Source organism: Desulfobaculum sp. SPO524 (assembly GCF_044987625.1).
Classification (GTDB): domain Bacteria; phylum Desulfobacterota; class Desulfovibrionia; order Desulfovibrionales; family Desulfovibrionaceae; genus Desulfobaculum.
On the sequence record NZ_JBJDSB010000002.1, the window covers coordinates 80,891 to 97,641 of the forward strand.

10 protein-coding genes are annotated in these 16,751 nt (G+C 61.2%); 5 read left to right on the top strand and 5 right to left on the bottom strand.

Annotated elements, in window-relative coordinates; all coding sequences use genetic code 11:
• Nucleotides 1-5: 5 nt before the first annotated feature.
• Both ACI3L3_RS05965 and ACI3L3_RS05970 read left to right on the top strand, forming a co-directional pair.
• On the top strand, nt 6-2,030 hold the full coding sequence (locus tag ACI3L3_RS05965; protein WP_404844201.1) for a methyl-accepting chemotaxis protein: 2,025 nt from the start codon (nt 6-8) through the stop codon (nt 2,028-2,030).
• Nucleotides 2,031-2,157: 127 nt separating this feature from the next.
• Nucleotides 2,158-4,482 carry a methyl-accepting chemotaxis protein gene (locus ACI3L3_RS05970; protein ID WP_404844202.1) on the top strand — a complete coding sequence of 775 codons (2,325 nt, stop codon included), beginning with the start codon at nt 2,158-2,160 and terminating at the stop codon, nt 4,480-4,482.
• 82 nt (nt 4,483-4,564) lie between these two features.
• On the opposite strand, the gene ACI3L3_RS05975 is transcribed toward ACI3L3_RS05970, so the two are convergent.
• The 3 genes from ACI3L3_RS05975 to ACI3L3_RS05985 all read right to left on the bottom strand — a co-directional run bounded on the left by ACI3L3_RS05975 (nt 4,565) and on the right by ACI3L3_RS05985 (nt 7,379).
• On the bottom strand, nt 4,565-5,104 hold the full coding sequence (locus tag ACI3L3_RS05975; RefSeq protein WP_404844203.1) for a hypothetical protein: 540 nt from the start codon (nt 5,102-5,104) through the stop codon (nt 4,565-4,567).
• Between the two features lie 62 nt (nt 5,105-5,166).
• Nucleotides 5,167-5,394, bottom strand: coding sequence for a hypothetical protein (locus tag ACI3L3_RS05980; RefSeq protein WP_404844204.1), 228 nt, complete (start codon nt 5,392-5,394; stop codon nt 5,167-5,169).
• Between the two features lie 575 nt (nt 5,395-5,969).
• On the bottom strand, nt 5,970-7,379 hold the full coding sequence (locus ACI3L3_RS05985) for an NAD(P)/FAD-dependent oxidoreductase (protein ID WP_404844205.1): 1,410 nt from the start codon (nt 7,377-7,379) through the stop codon (nt 5,970-5,972).
• Nucleotides 7,380-7,653: 274 nt separating this feature from the next.
• Here ACI3L3_RS05985 and ACI3L3_RS05990 point away from each other — a divergent pair, with 274 nt between their 5' ends.
• A complete protein-coding gene (locus tag ACI3L3_RS05990; RefSeq protein WP_404844206.1) occupies nt 7,654-9,462 on the top strand; it encodes a methyl-accepting chemotaxis protein in 1,809 nt (602 codons plus the stop codon).
• Nucleotides 9,463-9,559: 97 nt separating this feature from the next.
• Here ACI3L3_RS05990 and yjgA read toward each other — a convergent pair whose 3' ends face one another.
• Nucleotides 9,560-10,069: a ribosome biogenesis factor YjgA gene (gene yjgA / locus ACI3L3_RS05995; protein WP_404844207.1), complete on the bottom strand. Its 510-nt coding sequence runs from the start codon at nt 10,067-10,069 to the stop codon at nt 9,560-9,562.
• Nucleotides 10,070-10,373: 304 nt separating this feature from the next.
• Here yjgA and ACI3L3_RS06000 point away from each other — a divergent pair, with 304 nt between their 5' ends.
• Both ACI3L3_RS06000 and ACI3L3_RS06005 read left to right on the top strand, forming a co-directional pair.
• Nucleotides 10,374-14,360: a PAS domain S-box protein gene (locus ACI3L3_RS06000; protein ID WP_404844208.1), complete on the top strand. Its 3,987-nt coding sequence runs from the start codon at nt 10,374-10,376 to the stop codon at nt 14,358-14,360.
• Nucleotides 14,357-15,391, top strand: a complete 1,035-nt coding sequence (locus tag ACI3L3_RS06005) for a sensor histidine kinase (protein WP_404844209.1) — start codon at nt 14,357-14,359, stop codon at nt 15,389-15,391. The genes ACI3L3_RS06000 and ACI3L3_RS06005 overlap by 4 nt, the downstream gene beginning before the upstream one ends.
• Nucleotides 15,392-15,526: 135 nt before the next feature.
• On the opposite strand, the gene ACI3L3_RS06010 is transcribed toward ACI3L3_RS06005, so the two are convergent.
• Nucleotides 15,527-16,525, bottom strand: a complete 999-nt coding sequence (locus ACI3L3_RS06010) for an HD-GYP domain-containing protein (protein WP_404844210.1) — start codon at nt 16,523-16,525, stop codon at nt 15,527-15,529.
• Nucleotides 16,526-16,751: the final 226 nt, after the last annotated feature.

Consider the following 16,751-nt stretch of genomic DNA (forward strand, 5'->3'; position numbering starts at 1 on the left):
CCACCATGCTGGATTACGTGAAGCGTCATCTGGGTGTGAAGGTCACCATCCTTGTCCTTGTGGTCAGCGTTATTGTCTTTACCGGTCTGGCCGTGGTCACCGCCGCATGGCGCAGCGAAGACTTTCGCGCAAGCCTTGAGCAGTCCGTCGGCCAGACGTCGGAGCTGCTCTACCACGCCATTGCCAAGCCTATGGTCGTTGGCGACGACGCAGGCACCCGCGAGCAGTTTGACTTTATCCGCGAAAAATACCCCGATGTGCAGGTCTACCTGACCAACTTCCGCGGCAATATTACCTACACCACCACGCCGGACCATGAGCGCATAGACCTCGACGAAGCCCTGCCCATGGACGGCTTGCACGCCATGTCCGAACAGGCCCTCAAGACGGATTCCTCGGCGGGCAAGCTCCTGCAGGCTGGAGACAAGCACGTGTTTGTGCGGGTGGATTCCATTCGCAACCGGCAGTCTTGTCATCACTGTCATGGGGCGTCGCAGCCCATTCTCGGCGAGATGGTCGTCATGCAGGACGTCACGCCCGCCATCGCCGGCATGAACATGGAAATTGCCAAGTTCGTCGGCCTGTGCGCGGCGGGGCTGGTTATCCTTGTGGCCTCGGTGGTGATATTCCTGCGGCGGCAGGTGGTGCGCAATGTGGGCATCATCGCCAAGGCCTCGCGTGATATCACCGCGGGCGACCTGAGCGCTGATTTTCAGGTGTCTACCAGCGACGAGCTGGGGCAGATGTCCCAGACCCTCGCGGAGATGGTGGACAAGCTCAAGAGACAGCTTGGATTCTCCGAGGGCGTCCTCAAGGGCATTACTCTGCCGTGCGTTATCAGCCGTCAGGACAGCACCATTTCCTACATGAACCGCCAGTTGTGCGAGTACCTTGGCAAGCCCGGCTCGCCGGAGCAGTACAAAGGGCAGCTTCTTGGCGAGTTTTTCTACGGCGACGCCGCGCACGTCACCACGTCCTGCCGCGCTTTGGAAACCAAGCGGCAGGTCACCGAAGAAATCACCTACGCCACGCCCGATGGCCGTAATCTTACCGTGGAAGTGACGGCAACGCCCTTCCACGACATGGACGGCAAGCTCCTTGGCACCTTGGCCATCTGGTTCGACCTCACGGAAATCCGCGCCAACGAGGAGCGCATCAACGAGCAGAACCAGCGCATGACCGGCGCCGCGCAGGAGGCCGAAGCCGTGTCCTCGCAGGTGGCGTCCGCATCCGAGGAACTTGCCGCGCAGGTGGAGCAGTCCACCCACGGCGCGGACGACCAGCAGCAGCGTATTGCCGAAGTGGCGACCGCCATGGAGGAAATGAACGCCACGGTTATCGAGGTGGCCCGCAATGCCGGAAGCGCCGCCGAAATGGCCGAGCAGGTCCGAAACCGCGCCCGCGAAGGGCACGAGGTGGTCAACTCCTCCGTGGAGCTGGTCAACGTGGTGTCGCAACAGGCGCAGGAGCTGCGCCAGAGCATGACCGAGCTGGGCGCCAAGGCCGACGGCGTCGGGCAGGTTATCACCACCATTGAGGATATTGCCGACCAGACCAACCTGCTGGCCCTCAATGCCGCCATCGAGGCCGCCCGCGCGGGCGACGCCGGACGCGGGTTTGCCGTTGTCGCCGATGAGGTCCGCAAGCTGGCCGAGCGCACCATGGCCGCCACCAAGGAAGTGACGGACTCCATCAAAGAGATTCAGGAAAGCGCCAACCTCAACGTGCGCGGTACGGAAAAGGCCGTGGACGCCGTGGAGCGCAGCCGCGACATGGCGCACCAGTCCGGCGAGGTGTTGCAGGACATTGTCCGCGTCATCGAGCAGACCGCCGACCAAGTCCGCACCATTGCCACCGCCGCGGAGCAGCAGTCCGCGACCAGTGAGGAAATCACCAACGCTACCGAGGGCATCCGGACCATCGCGTCCGAAACGTCCGTGGCGATGGATGAATCAACACGCGCCATCAGCGACCTTGCGGGGCTGGCGCAACGGCTGCAAACAGTTATTGAAACGATGCGATCCAAATAATGCCATAGCGCATTCCGGACGCATCTTGAGAGAGGGATGAAGAGGGCTCCGGACAGACGGTTCGGGGCCCTCTTGTGTTTTGACATGTAAGGGCGCACCCCGCGTCCTCAGCAGAGAAGGGGTTTCAATGCTGCGAATTAAGAGTTGCAACACGCTTCTTTCCGCGTTGGTTGTTCTGCTTATTGCGTCATCAGTCGGGGGGCTGGTGTGGTATGTGAACGCATCGTCCTACAGCATGGCGCTGGACATGGGACGCCAGACCGCCGTCCAAAGCTGCGAGAGCACCGTCCGCTCGTTGGACCGGTATCTGGAGAGCGCCGAAGTGCTGGCCAAAGGCCTTGCCAAGGAGCGTAAGGTCCGCAACAGCCTTATGTCCTCCTACGGCGCCAACAAGGCCTACACCCGCCTCAAGCAGGTGGTGGAGTCCCAGCCCGGCTACGCCGCCGTGGCTATCTTTGACGCGACGGGCCGCATCGTTGCGGGGGCGGATACTGAGGGCAACAGCCTTGCAGGAACTGACCCCGGTGGCGGCGACGTCATCAAGGCCATCCTTGGCGGCAGGATGTCCTTTGCCTCGGGCGACGTCGTCGCCCTTGATGGCGGTGGACAGGTTTTTGCCGTGGGACACGCCATCACCGACGGCGGCGACACGGCCACCGGCGGCGTGTTGGTCTTCCCGCGTCTGGATATCTTTATGACGCAGGTTCTGGAGCCGGTGCGCGTCGGCGATGCGGGCTACGGCTTTATTCTTGATGCGCAGGGCCGCGTCCTCGGCCACGGCGCGGACCCTTCGCTCGTTATGCGCGACGTCAGCGCCGAGCCGTTTATACAGAAGGCCCTTGCCGAAACGCATGGCGACATTTGGTACACATGGAATGGCCGCCACAAGCTGATGAGCTTTAAGACCGTGGCCGAAACGGGATGGCGCGTTGCCGTGAGTGTGGATGAAGCCGACCTTGCCGCCACTGCCGTACGCCAACGCAGCATCATGATTGCCGCTGGCGTCGCCATGATTCTGTTGGTGGCCGGGAGCATCGTTTTGCTCGTGCGCACCTTTGCCCTGCGCCCCCTCGCGCAGGTGGAGCGCTTTTCCGGGCAGGTTGCCGCAGGCGACTACAACGCCACGCTGGATGGGCACTTTCGTTTTGAATTTGCCGGGCTGGCCGAGCATGTGACGGATATGGTGGCCGAGCTGAAGTCCCGCCTTGGCTTTTCGCAGGGCGTTCTCAGCGGCATCACGCAGCCCTGCGTTGTGGTGGGGCCGGACAACCGCGTGCGCTACGTGAACGACGCCATGTGCGCCGTGCTGGAACTGCCCGGCGCGCCCGAGGACTACATCGGCACCGAGTCCGGTGAGTTCTTCTACGGCGACGCCTCGCGCCACACCATCACCCAGCGCGCGCTGGAGCAGGACCGCCAGCTTGAGGAAGAAATCACCTACTCCACGCCCAGCGGCCGCACCATCGTGGTCAACGTGACGTCCACTCCGTTTTTCGACATGGACGGCACCTGCCTTGGCACCATGACCCTCTGGTTCGACCTCACCGCCATTCGCGAGCAGGAGCAGCGCATCCGCAATCAGCACGAGCGCATCTCACACGCCGCAGGGGACGCCAACGACGTATCCTCCATGGTCTCCTCCTCCGCCGAGGAGCTTGCCGCGCAGGTGGAGCAGTCCAACCACGGGGCCGAGCAGCAACAGCAGCGCACCGGCGAAGTTGCCGCCGCCATGGAAGAGATGAACGCCACCGTGCTGGAAGTGGCCCGCAATGCCGACAGCGCCGCGGAAATGGCCGAGCAGGTGCGCGACCACGCCCAGCGCGGCGAAGGCGTCGCCGCCAAAGCGCGCAACGTGTCCGTTGCCGTGGCCGAGCAGAGCGCCCAGCTTACCGTGCAGATGGAGGAACTGGGCAAGCAGGCCGAAGCCGTGGGGCAGGTCATTACCGTCATTCAGGAAATTGCCGACCAGACGAACCTTCTTGCCCTCAACGCCGCCATCGAGGCCGCGCGCGCCGGCGACGCCGGGCGCGGTTTTGCCGTTGTCGCCGACGAAGTGCGCAAGCTGGCCGAGCGTACCATGAGCGCCACGCGCGAAGTCACGCAGTCCGTCACCCTCATTCAGCAAAGTGCCGCCCAGACCGTGGACGGCACCCGCGATGTCGCCACCGGCATTGAGGAAACCCGCGAAATGGCCGAGCAGAGCGGCGCCGTGCTCAGCGAGATTGTCCGCATGATCGATTCCACTGCCGATCAGGTACGGGCCATCGCCACCGCCGCAGACCAGCAGACCGCCTCCAGCGAGGAAATCACCCGCGCAACCGAAGGCATCCGCTCCATCGCCACCGAGACCTCAACCGCCATGGGCGAATCCACGCAGGCTATTCAGGCCCTTGCCGAACAGGCCGCGCGTTTGCAATCCATCATCGGCGACATGCGAAGCGGCGACGCCTAGCCCCGTCGCCTCCACACAGCACAAAAAGACGCCCCGGGACCATCAGGTTCCGGGGCGTTTGTCGTCAAAGGAAAAAAGGGCGCTATTTCTTCGCCTTTGTCTTGGCCGTCTTCTTCGGCTCCGTAGCGGCAGGAGCCTCTTCCGGCGCGGGCTCTTCGTCCATTGCCGCGTCGGCCTGCGTCTTTGGCGTGCGCGGCAGGTGGCGTTTCAGCTTTGCCATAGCCTTGGCCGGTTCTTCGCCCGGTCCAAGGTGGTGCATCACGCCCTTGGGCGAAATCCAGTGCCAGCCCTCCGGCTCCTTCAGCAGCGTTGCGCCGTGCGACTGCAAAAAGTCCTCGGCCAGCGAGCGTTCCACCGCGTCGTGCATCTGCTCCATCAGGCGCTCGTTCTCCAGCGCCAACGACGCCGTGCGGAAGATTTCCAGCGCGCCGTGGACAATGTCGTGCAGCGACACCGCGTCCGGGTCGGTCAGTCCCTTCTTTTTGCTGGACAGCAACCGTTCCAGCGCCAGCAGGTCCTTGCGGAGCGCCTTGATTTCGTCCTTGGCCAGTTCCTTGGCCTCTTCTGTCGATTCAACAAGGGATTTCAGTGCCGGTGCAGGCATGGTGCGGGATTGGGACATGGCGGGGCGGATGGCTCCTTTCGGCAAAAGCCGGTGGCAGTTCAGCGTCAGGCACACAACAGTTACGGAGTCGTCGTGCCAAGCACGGCCGCAAGGTAGCTCAGTACCGAGACTCCGGCAATCGTCCACAGGATAAAAAGCGCAATGACAAAGCACACAAGCGACAGCATACGCGAAATAAACCGCGGCGTCCGCATGCGCGAAAACAGCGTCTCCGTCAAAAAGGCATGCACATAAAAGTGCCACGCCAAAAGAAGAACCACCAAAACCGCGCCCGCGTAAATGACCATGGCTCCCTCCTCAGACACCACGCCAGCCTATCCCGGGAACGCCACGAGCCTAGCAGGATGCGCGCGGCGGGGCAACAGGAGCGCAGACGTGTGGCGAGTGGAGCGTGTGGCGTGAGGTGGGAGGCGAGTGGGGCGTGTGGCGAGTGGCGTGAGGTGGGAGGTGGCGCAGGGTTTTGTGTGCTCCGCAGGCCAAAGGGCCGTGGGCCCTTTGGAATCCCATTTGCGCACAGGCCGGGTGCGTGTGGATGGGACTGTCGTCACCCCTGTGCGGCTCCCGTCCGTGTGGAGGGGAGAGTTTTTGGGGGGGCGTTGGCGCGAGGGGGAAAGGGCGGTGAGAATCCCTGTCTGGCCTGCGGAAGAAGAAAAGGCATAAGGCAAGAGAATCCCGCTCCCCCCCCCCCCTCTATTTTCGGGGCGGTTTCCGCCTCGAAAATCCTAAGGATTGTTAAGGAAATTATTTCCTTAACCCGCCGGAGGCCCTCTGAACTCTTGCCGCCGTGGGCGAAACAGAAAACGGCCGGGCCCTCTTGGGAGGACCCGGCCGTACTTATGCGTATGTACCAGCGTGCTGGTGGCTAGTCGTTTTTGCCGCCGCGCCGGACAATTTCCTTGGCGGGGATGATGCCGGTGGCGCTGGCGGAGACGATGTTGCCGGCCACGCCGGGGCCATCGCCTGCGACGTAGAGGCCTTTGATTTTGGTTTCCAGCTGGTTGGAGGTTTCCACCTGCGTGGCGAAGAACTTGATCTCCGGCGCGTAGAGGAGGGTTTCGTCGTTGGCGACGCCGGGGACGACGAGGTTCAGCTTTTCGAGGCCTTCCACGAGGTTGGTCACGATACGTTCGGGCAGGGCCATGGCGATGTCACCGGGGGTGACGTTGGTCATGGTCGGCTCGACGTGGCTGTTCTTGATGCGGTTCCAGGTGCTGCGGCGTCCGCGTTTGAGGTCGCCAAAGCGCTGGAGGATGGGCTTGCCGCCGCCGATGATGGTGGCCAGCTTGCCGATGGACTCGCCATAGGCCTGATTATCGGTGACGGGTTCCGTCAGCACGACTTTGGACAGGAAGGCGAAGTTGGTGTTTTCGGACTTTTCCACCATGTTGGCGTGGCCGTTGACGCACACGAAGTCCTGATAGTTTTCGAGTGCGACGAAGCCGCCGTAGTTGGTGCAGAAGGTACGGGTCTGGTCGTCGTACTTCTGAGTGCGCACGAAAAAGGTGGGGTCGTAGACGATGTCGCAGAGGTCGCGCATGATTTCGTTGTGCACTTCCACGCGTACGCCGACTTCGATACCGCGCTGGCTGACTTCGAGGCCGTGGCTCTGCACGAGTCGTCCGCACCATTCTGCGCCCACGCGGCCGGGGGCGAGGATGACGTTGGGGGCGTAGAACGCGCCGCTTTTGCCCATAACGCCGGTGATGCGGTCGCCGTCAACGATGAGGTCTTTGACTTCTTCGGACGTGCGCACCACGACGCCTTTGGCCTCCAGATCTTCCACCATGCCGTTGATGTGGCCGGGGAGGTTATCGGAGCCAAGGTGTTTTTGTTTGATGAGCAAGAGGTCCACGCCGTTTTTCATGGCGTGCTTGCGGATGTCTTTCGCGGCGGGCATGTCGGTGGGGTAGACCTTTCCGTCCATGCCGTAGGCGTTGTAGATTTCTTCGGTCTCGTCGATGAGGGCCTGCGCTTGGTTCAGGGGCATGAACTGCGTCAGGTCCGTTTTGCCGAGGATGGGAATGTAGTTGAGCTTGCCGTCCGAGAACAGGCCAGCTCCCCCCATGCCCGAGAGGATGTTGCAGGGACGGCACTTAATACAGTCCTCGCCGTGACCGATGGGGCACTTTCGTTTGAGGGGCTGTTTGCCTTTCTCAAGGATGAGCACCTTGAGGTCGGAATTCTCGGCCAGATAATAAGCGGCGAACAGACCAGCGGGGCCGCCGCCGACGATGATGACGTCAAACTTCTTTTCTACGGTATTGGAACCCATTCCATATCTCCAAAAGGGTTTTTGTGATGGAGTGCGACGGAGCCGAAATGGCATCGCGCGCAAAACCCTTGATTGTCCTTTCCACGTTTAAAAAAGAAAAGCAATAGAAAAATTTTGCCTGTGGACTTTGGTGGTGCGTTGGTGCTGAAACAGGCAGGCGCAGCGGCGGATTGTGCCATTGAGGTTTGAAAATAAGGCAGGGTGGTATAGATTATTCTGTGGAGGGGAGTGGCCGGTGTGAACTGCGGCATCATTTCAGCGAGAGGTGGCTGATATGTTGAAGAATATGAGTATTCAATGGAAATTGCTGGCGGCTGTTGTTGCCGGGCCTCTTGTTGTAGCTCTGGTCATGGCTGTGATGCATGTCCGGGATATTACACAAGGCGCGCATGCAAGCATTGAGGAAAAGAGCAAGGCGATTGTGCTTATGGCGGAAGCGGCACGGGATGAAATGTCCCAAAAGCTGAAGCGTGGCGTTATCCGCCCGTTTGAGCAGATACCAGACGACTATATTATGGACGCCGTGCCCATTATCACTTCCATAAATATGGCCAAAGCCAAAGCGGATGAGGCGGGGTATGACTTTCGGGTGCCCAAGGTCAAGCCGCGAAATCCGAAAAACACTCCTACGCCGCTGGAGGAGGACGTGCTCAGGCGGCTTAAGGCCGAGAACCTTGATGAATTGGTTCTGCGGGAGCCCACGCAGATTCGCTATTTTAAGCCCATACGTCTGACGAAGGATTGTTTACACTGCCATGGCGACCCCAAAGGCGCGCGTGATGTTGTGGGCGGCGTGAAGGAGGGCTGGAAGGTAGGGGAAATCCATGGTGCATTTCAGATTATTAGTTCGTTGGAAGAGGTGCACGCGGACGTGGTTGGGGCAAGGTTGAGCATCACCATGTGGACCTTGGGGATTTTGGCTGTCATTGTGTGTGCGTCGTGGATTGTGCAGCGCCGGGTTATTGTGCAGCCCCTTTTGGGAATACGGCTTTTTGCACGCACGGTTGCTGATGGCGATTTGGACGCCACTGTAGACGAGGAGTACGGCGCGGAACTCGGGGCTATGCAAGGGTCCATTACGCGGATGGTGGAGCATTTGAAAACCAAGATGAGCGAAGCCGAAGAGAAAAGCGAGGAAGCGGAGCGTGCTCAGGAAGAGGCTGAGCGGGCGTTGGAACGAACCCGGCAGGATGAGCAACGCATTTCACGTTTGCTGGAGACTATGTCTGCCGTTGCGGAGGATGCCGCAAGCATTGCGGGGCAGGTCCTTGAATCGTCGGCGCATTTGCAGGAGCGTGTGGAGGAGGTGTTGCAGGGGGCCGAGATACAAAGTTCCCGAAGCTCCGAAACCGCAACGGCGATGGACGAGATGAACGCCACCGTGACCGAGGTTGCTATGAATTCGAGCTCTGGTTCGGAAAGCGCGGGGCAGGCGCGTGAAAAGGCTATGAACGGTGCATCCGTTGTGCAGCGGGTTGTGGAGGCCAACGGACGTGTGGCGAACATGACGGATGAGCTCCGCAAGGAGATGACGTCGCTTGGAGAGCAGGCTGAGGCCATTGGCAAGGTGATGGTCGTCATCACGGATATTGCGGACCAGACCAATTTGCTTGCCCTTAATGCCGCCATTGAGGCAGCCCGGGCGGGCGAGGCTGGCCGTGGCTTTGCCGTTGTGGCTGATGAGGTCCGTAAGCTCGCCGAGAAGACAATGTCTGCCACCCATGAGGTTGGAGAAGCCATTAGTTCTATTCAGGATGGTGCACGTCGAAACATAACCAGCGTGCAGAATGCCTCGGAGGCTGTAGAGGAGGCAACCAAGCTGGCGAATGAATCCGGCGAGGCGCTTAATGAAATAGTCAGCATGGTGGCAACAACCACGGAGCAGGTGCAGTCCATTGCCACGGCAACGGAGCAACAGTCCGCCGCCAGCGAGCAGATTAGCCGCGCGGTGGAGGACATCAGCCGCATTGCTGGCGAGACGGCGCAGGGAATGGAAAAGGCGAACGAAGCCGTTGTGGAGCTGGCGAACCTGTCCGAAAAGCTGAATGAGTTGATGGCGAAGTTGCTGGAGACAAGTCAGTAGTCATCTTCTTGTGGCGTAATGAAAGATAAAGCGCCCCGGTGTACCAGACTGTGCGTTCGGTACACCGGGGCGCTGTGCGTTTGGCGGAAAGGAGCCGCTAGCTTTGCTCCAGCTCGCGCAGGTAGCGGAACAGCTGGCGCGAGCTTTTGGGCGGTTTGTTTTTGGCGATTTCCTTGGCGGCGTTGCGCGCAAGTTGGCGCAGGCGCTGGCGGTCGGCGTCCGGGTGGGCTTCGATGATGGCTTCCAGAACGTCCAAGTCGCCGCCGACGAGGGCGTCGCGCCATTCCTCAATGCGGTGGAATTCGGCGGTGTCGGCCTTATGGCCGGCTTCAAGGATGCCAAGGGCGGCGCGTAGGGTGTTCACGTCGCTGGTGTTGCGGACAAGGCGGCCCATGTACTGCATGTGGCGGCGGCGTCCTTCGTGCGCGGTGATGGTCTTGGACTCCAGCGCGGCGTCAATGAGCTCTGCGGGGATGGCCAGACGTTTGATGACGTCCGGCGGCAGGGCGCAGAGCTTTTCGCCGAGGGCTTGCAGTTCGTGCATTTCGCGTTTGAGTTGCGATTTGCTCTTGCGGGGCTGGTCCATATCGTCATGCTGGTTGGGCATCGGTCTTCTCCGTGGCGGTGCGGTAAACTGTCGAGCTTGGGGCGGGGGTGCCCGTGTGGTGGCGGGTACAGTGCCCGGCGCGCAGCCCTCCAAAAGCAGGCGGCACGCGGTACATGGTACGGATACAACAACACCCGTGGGGCGTCCAGTGGCCTGCTGAGGCATGGACATGGGGCGGCTCAGGCAGCCCGCGCTTGTGAGTGTGATGTGGTGTGTGCTATGGACCTTGAATCCTGAAAAGTTTGTGTATTCGCGCCGCCGCAGGGCGTGCGCAGTTGGGAACGCGTCACCACCGGAATAATGGATGAAGATGGAACACGAGCAGACACGCGCTGAGATGCAAGAAGAACTCCTTACCTTGCGGGCCAAGGTCCGTGAGCTGGAATCCAGACTGCATGTCTGCAAAGCGCCGGAGTTCGCCATACTGGAAACCGTCGTGGATGGGCTGGACACCCCGGTCTTCGTCAAGGATGGCGAGCACCGCTGGGTGTATATGAACCGCGCCGGGGCAAGCATCCTTGGGGGCGATCCGGGCGGATTTATCGGGCAGACGGACCATGACCGGCTGGACCAACTGGAGGCCGACCGCCATTGGGCCGAGGACGACCTTGTCTGGCAGGCGGGCGCGCCCATGTATTTCCGTGGTTCGCGCACGTGGGATGGCTCCAGCCGTCAAACGCGCAGCAAAAAAATTCCCTACGAGGATCCGGAAACCGGCGAGCGGTACATTATTGGCATCATTGAGGATATGACCGAGATGGACGCCAGCCGCAAAGCCGCCGAGGAAAGCGAATTGCGTTACCGCCTGCTGGTGGACAACGCGCGCGAGGCCATCACCGTCATCGATACGGACCGCATCATCTACGCCAACCGCCGCGCGCAGGAAATGGCGGGCTACAGCCTTGATGAACTGCGTGGCATGGCGCTGGCCGAGCTTGTGTACCCGGCGGACCGGGAGAAGGTTTTTGCCTGCCAGCGCGAGCGCCTTGCTGGGCGTCCGGCTCCGGAAACCTACGACTTCCGCATGGTGACCCGCACGCGAGAGGCGCTGTGGCTGTCGGTTACGCCTATGTGCATCGACTGGGAAGGCAAGCCCGCTGTTCTCAGCTTCTATACGGACATCAGCGAGACCGTGGCCGCGCGTGAGGCGTTTGAATGCTCCGAGCGCCGCCTGCGCAAGATTATCGACCTTGTGCCGCACATGATTTTTGCGCGCGACTACAAGGGCCGATACCTTATGGCGAATAAGGCGACGGCCGAGGCGTGCGGGACCACGGTGGAGCGGCTTGTCGGGGCGTCGTACACCGAATTTTGCTCCAAGAAGAGTGGTGGGCGCGACATGTTCGTGGCCTATGACAGAAAGGTCCTTGTCACGGGCGAGGCGCGGTATGCGCAGGAGGTGCCGTTTACCGACGCCAAGGGCGCGGAGCGCATTCTGCAGTGCTCGTTTATCCCCTTTGACTTTGACAAAGGCCGCCGTGCCTGCCTTGCCGTGTGCACCGACGTAACGCGCGAGTTGCGGACCAAACAGCGGCTGAGCATGCTGAGCTCGGCGCTGCTGTCCTTTGGCAGTGACCATCGCGAGAACATCAATCTGGTGGTGGAACTGTGCGGGGCGCTGCTTGGCGCGGAGTGCGCGGTGTACAACAGGTTGCACGGCGAGCGCCTGTGCGTCCGCGGCGGGTGGAACGCTCCGTCAACCATGCCCCCAGAGGATGTGGCAAAGGGGCATATCTGCACGGATATCATCGGCACGGGACGCATCGACGAATTGCAGGTGCTGCGCAATCTGGCGGATTCGCCCTATGCGGAGACGGACCCCAATGTGCGGCGCTATGACATTGAAACCTACCTTGGCATGCCCGTGTTTTTGCAGGGGCAGGCGGTGGGCGCGCTGTGCGCGGTGTACTGCACGGATTATGAGCCGACCTACGAGGACGAGTGGCTTACCGGGGTGCTGGCGTCCGCCATCAGTGTGGAGGAGGACCGGCTCCGGTCCACCATGCAGCTGCGCGAGAGCGAGGCCCGCTACAGAGCGGCCTTTGATCAGGGGGCCGTTGGCATGGTGCACCTCGACATCAGCGGCGCGTACCTGAAGGTCAACGACAGATATTGCGAAATTACGGGCTATAGCCGGGATGAATTGACGGGCGTGCGCTTCGACCAAATCACGCACCCCCTCGACCGCGAACGCAACCGTGACCTGCACGAAAAGATTATCTGCGGCGCGCTGGACTACTATGATGTGGAAAAGCGCTATCTGCGGCGCGACGGCAGTGTGTGCTGGGTGCGCGTGACCGCGTCGCCCGTGCGCAGCGCCAGCGGGCAGATGGTGCTCATCAACGCGCTTATCCTCGACGTCTCCGCGCGCAAGCAGGCCGAGCAGGCCCTGCGCGAAAACGAGGAAAAGTACCGCATGCTCTTCCACAACGCATCCGACGCCATCTTCCTGCGAACCGGGGAGGATGGGGAGCATCCTACGCGCTTTGTGGACTGCAACGAAAAGGCCTGCACCATGTTCCGTATGCCGCGAGAGGCGCTGCTTTCCCGTCGGCCGCAGGAGATTTTGGGGCCGCTGGACACCGCCGGAGCCTTGGACCACCCCGTGGAAACGCGGGCTACGGCCAACGACGGGCGGGTGCTGGACCTTGAAGTCGGCTCCCATGCCTTCCTGCTTGGCGGGGAGCGGGTTGTCCTCTCCGTGGTGCGCGATATTTCCGGCCGCAAGGAAATGGAAAAGGCCGTGCTCCGGCGCGACGCCGTGCTGGAGGCCGTGGGCTTTGCGGCGGAGCGGTTTCTGCACTCCCCGGACTGGCGCGGGCATATGTCCGATGTGCTGGGCCGCATTGGCACCGCGGCGGACGTCAGCCGCGTGTACGTGTTCCGCAATTTTGAGGTCCCGGACAAGGGGCTGGCCATGGGGCTGGAGTTTGAGTGGTGCGGCGAGGGCGTTGAACCGCAAATTGACACCCCGCACCTGCAATGCCTGCTCTATGACGAGGAAGGCCTGCACCTTGTGCGCGAGACCCTTGAGCGGCGCGAAGTCTATCGCGGCAACGTCGCGGACCTGCCCTCTGCCCACCGCGCGGTGCTGCAGCCTCAGGGCATTGTGTCCATTGCCATCGTGCCCATCTTCGCCGGGGACGTGCTGTGGGGCTTTGTGGGCTTTGATGAATGCCGCGCCCGGCGTGAGTGGTACGCCTCGGAACTGGAGGCGCTCATGGCGGCGGCGGACATTCTTGGCAATGCCATTGTCCGTGGCCGGGTGGAAAACGCTCTGCGCGAAAGCGAGGCCCGCTTCCGCCTCATTGCCGATGCGGTGGAGGATGTGTTTTGGCTGGCGGAACCCGGGCAGGGCGACGTGCTGTACTATAGTCCGGGCTTTCAGCGGTGGGTTGGGCCGTGCTCGTCGCCGCTGGAGACGCGGGAGCGGCACCTGAGCGCCATCCACCCCGACGACAGGGACCGCGTGCTGGAGGTCTACCGCGACAGCGGGCGCGAGGCATGGGAGCTGGAATACCGCATCATGTGCCGCGATGGTAACACACGCTGGTTCCGCGAGCGCGCCTTTGCCGTGCAGGATGAACTGAGCCCCACCATGCTGGCGGGGGTGACCTCGGACGTGACCGAGCAAAAGCGCAACGAGGAAAACATCTGCGAGGCCCTGCGCACCAAGGAGCTTCTGCTGCGCGAAATCCACCACCGCGTGAAGAACAACCTACAGATTATTTCCAGCCTGCTGGATATGGCTGGCCGCCATATCGAGGACGAGCGCTCCTCCGCCGTGATGAAGGACCTGCAATCCAAAATTCACAGCATGGCCATGATCCATATGCATCTGTACGGCTATGATAATTACGACAGCATTATCATTTCGGACTACGCGCAGGTGCTGGCCCAGCAGCTTGGGCAAATGTACAACGCCCGCAACGTGGAGCCGCGCTTTCATATGGAGGACGTCATCCACCTGCAACTGGACCTTGCCATCCCGTGCGGTCTGGTGCTGAGCGAGGCGCTTTCCAACGCCTACAAGCACGCTTTCGGTCCCGAGGGTGGCGCCGTGGACCTGACCATTGAATACACGCCAAGCGGCCGCGTCCACATCCGTGTGCGGGACGACGGCACCGGCATTCCGGACGACCTGGATATTGACCGCACCAGTTCCCTTGGCCTGCGCCTTATGCGAAACATCGTGGAATATCAGCTGGGTGGACAGCTTGAGGTGACGGCGGACAGCGGAACAGTCATCGACATTACCTTTGGTGACCCCGTCGAAGGAGGGGAAGCATGAATACGCAGACAGAGGACGCCCATTCCATACTGGTTGTAGACGATGAGGCGGTCATCATCACGCAGATGGAAGAGATGCTCAGTTCCCTTGGGTATAATGTGGTGGGCAAGGCGGGTAGCGGCGCGCAGGCCATCAAGCTGGCGCAGGAGCTGTCGCCCGATTTGGTGCTGATGGACATCGTCATGCCCGGCGATGTGGACGGCATTGCCGCGTGCAGCGTCATCCAGCGTGAGATGGACATCCCGGTCATCCTGTTGACGGCCTACGGCGACGACAAGCACATCTCCCGCGCCAAGGCTGTGCAGCCTTATGGCTATATCCTCAAGCCCAGCCAGAACGACCAAATCAAGGCCGCTGTGGAGATTGTTCTGGAAAAGAAGGCCGTGGAGCGGAATCTGGACGGTATGATGGACGGACTGCGCCATACGGCGGAGGACCGGCGGCTTCAGATCAAGGAAATCCACCACCGCATCAAAAACAATCTGAACATGATTACGGCCCTGCTTGCCTTGCAGGCCATGCATTCGGCTACGCCGGAGTGTTCGGACGCGCTTCAGGCCGTGCGCAGCCGCGTGCTGACCATCGCGAAAATTCATGAAAAGCTCCATACCTCGGACAACATGGAGCATATTGACTGCGGCGAATATTTTGAGAGCATCGCCTGCTCCCTCCTGCGCGCCAGCGACAAGGCGGACGCCATCGACTTTTCCTTCCAGTGCGAGCCGCACCAGCTTGAGCCGGACAAGGTGATGCCCATGGGCCTTATTCTCAATGAACTGGCGTCCAACGCCATGCACCATGCCTTTGGGCAGGGGGAGCAGGGGCGCATAACGATCAGCTTCCGCCGCGAAGGGCCGGACTATGTGCTGGCTGTCACGGACAATGGCGTCGGTCTGCCCGAGGGGGTGACCATGGAGACGGCGGAGTCGCTGGGGCTGGAGCTTGTGCGCAGCTTGGTGGCTCAGGTGGGCGGCACCCTGCACTTGCGGCAGGAGGCCGGAACCGCCATAGAGGTGCACTTTCCCGTGTAGTGTGGCGCAGATTTGCACGCCGTCCGGCAGCGCCGGGCGGCAGTTTGCGCCAGCAAAACGCCCCCGCTCGCACTGTGCGAGCGGGGGCGTTTTGGCGTGCCGGGACGCATAATGCGTGGACGGCCGGGCCGGACGCTAGATGATTTCCGCGCCGGAGAGGATTTGGACAAAGCGTTTGTACATGTCCATATCGATTTCGTCCTGCATTTGGTTGCGCATAAGGTGCAGCACCTGAAAAGGATTCATGGCCTTGGCGTAGGGGCGGTCCGAGGTGAGGGCGTCGTACACGTCGGCAATGGCGATGGCGCGGGCTTCCAGCGGGATGTCGAAACCCTTGGAGCCGCAGGGATAGCCGCTGCCGTCCATGCGCTCGTGGTGAAAGAGGATGCAGTTGTACGCCGTTTGCGACAGGGCTAGCTGCGAGCACAGCCCGATGCCCTTGACGGGGTGCTCGTTGACGATGCGGCGTTCCTGCTGGTTGAGCGCGCCGGGCTTGTTGAGGATGCGCTCGGGGATGAGGGTTTTGCCGATGTCGTGGAGCATGGCCCCAAGGCCGCACTGCACCAGGTGCTCTTCGTCCAGTCCATAGGCCTGCAAAATGGCCGAGGAGTACAAAAAGACGTGCATGCAGTGGGCGTAGGTTTTGTAATCGTGCTCCACCAGCTGGGCTACCGCCTTGAAGGAATTCTCCAGCGTCAGGAACTGCACGCCCTGATTCACAAAGTCGATGATGCGGTTGAAGCTGTCCTGCTTGATCAAGGTATCGGGCAGGCGGTTGTCAAAGGCTTCGCGCACAATGGAGACGGACGTGTGGTGGAAGAGCTTGGCGCGGTCCGGCAGGGGGATGTCTTCGTTCATGAGGATGGTGCCGAGGTTGGCCTCAACATATTCCTTGTACGAATCGCTCTCGCTGGAGCGGATAAAGACTTCCTTGATGCCGTGCTCGTACAGGGCGCGTCTGTGACGCTCCGTAAAGCATTCCTCTTCAGAGGCATAGAGGACGTAGCCATCGCCCTGCCGCAGATAGACGCTAAAGCGCCCCATGCAGCCGGGGGAGATGAGCAGGGGCGACACGGCAAGGTAGTCGTCCCGTCTGGAGCGTGTCCCTGTGTTTGTGAGGGGTTGGTTAGGCATAACGTCGTGTGCTTCCAGTTCGGCCTTCTGGTGGATTCCATGAAAAAACGCGCTGCATCGGGTGTGCCTGCGGCGCGGAAAAGGTCTCAGGACCGGGTGTTTAGTAGATGTGGCGCATTATGCGCGCCTTGAGCAGGGGGAGATATACGTCTTTCACTTGTAAAAGTATAGGGGGAAAATGCAAAAGCCTGTACCGGGGTAGGATAGAGTGTTCGATAGTCAGAGC

What these genes read in the sequence shown, in the direction of transcription:
- ACI3L3_RS05965 (WP_404844201.1), top strand. Translation starts at nt 6, where the DNA reads ATGCTGGATTACGTGAAGCGTCATCTGGGTGTGAAGGTCACCATCCTT.
- ACI3L3_RS05970 (WP_404844202.1), top strand. Translation starts at nt 2,158, where the DNA reads ATGCTGCGAATTAAGAGTTGCAACACGCTTCTTTCCGCGTTGGTTGTT.
- ACI3L3_RS05975 (WP_404844203.1), bottom strand. Translation starts at nt 5,104, where the DNA reads ATGTCCCAATCCCGCACCATGCCTGCACCGGCACTGAAATCCCTTGTT.
- ACI3L3_RS05980 (WP_404844204.1), bottom strand. Translation starts at nt 5,394, where the DNA reads ATGGTCATTTACGCGGGCGCGGTTTTGGTGGTTCTTCTTTTGGCGTGG.
- ACI3L3_RS05985 (WP_404844205.1), bottom strand. Translation starts at nt 7,379, where the DNA reads ATGGGTTCCAATACCGTAGAAAAGAAGTTTGACGTCATCATCGTCGGC.
- ACI3L3_RS05990 (WP_404844206.1), top strand. Translation starts at nt 7,654, where the DNA reads ATGTTGAAGAATATGAGTATTCAATGGAAATTGCTGGCGGCTGTTGTT.
- yjgA (WP_404844207.1), bottom strand. Translation starts at nt 10,069, where the DNA reads ATGCCCAACCAGCATGACGATATGGACCAGCCCCGCAAGAGCAAATCG.
- ACI3L3_RS06000 (WP_404844208.1), top strand. Translation starts at nt 10,374, where the DNA reads ATGAAGATGGAACACGAGCAGACACGCGCTGAGATGCAAGAAGAACTC.
- ACI3L3_RS06005 (WP_404844209.1), top strand. Translation starts at nt 14,357, where the DNA reads ATGAATACGCAGACAGAGGACGCCCATTCCATACTGGTTGTAGACGAT.
- ACI3L3_RS06010 (WP_404844210.1), bottom strand. Translation starts at nt 16,525, where the DNA reads ATGCCTAACCAACCCCTCACAAACACAGGGACACGCTCCAGACGGGAC.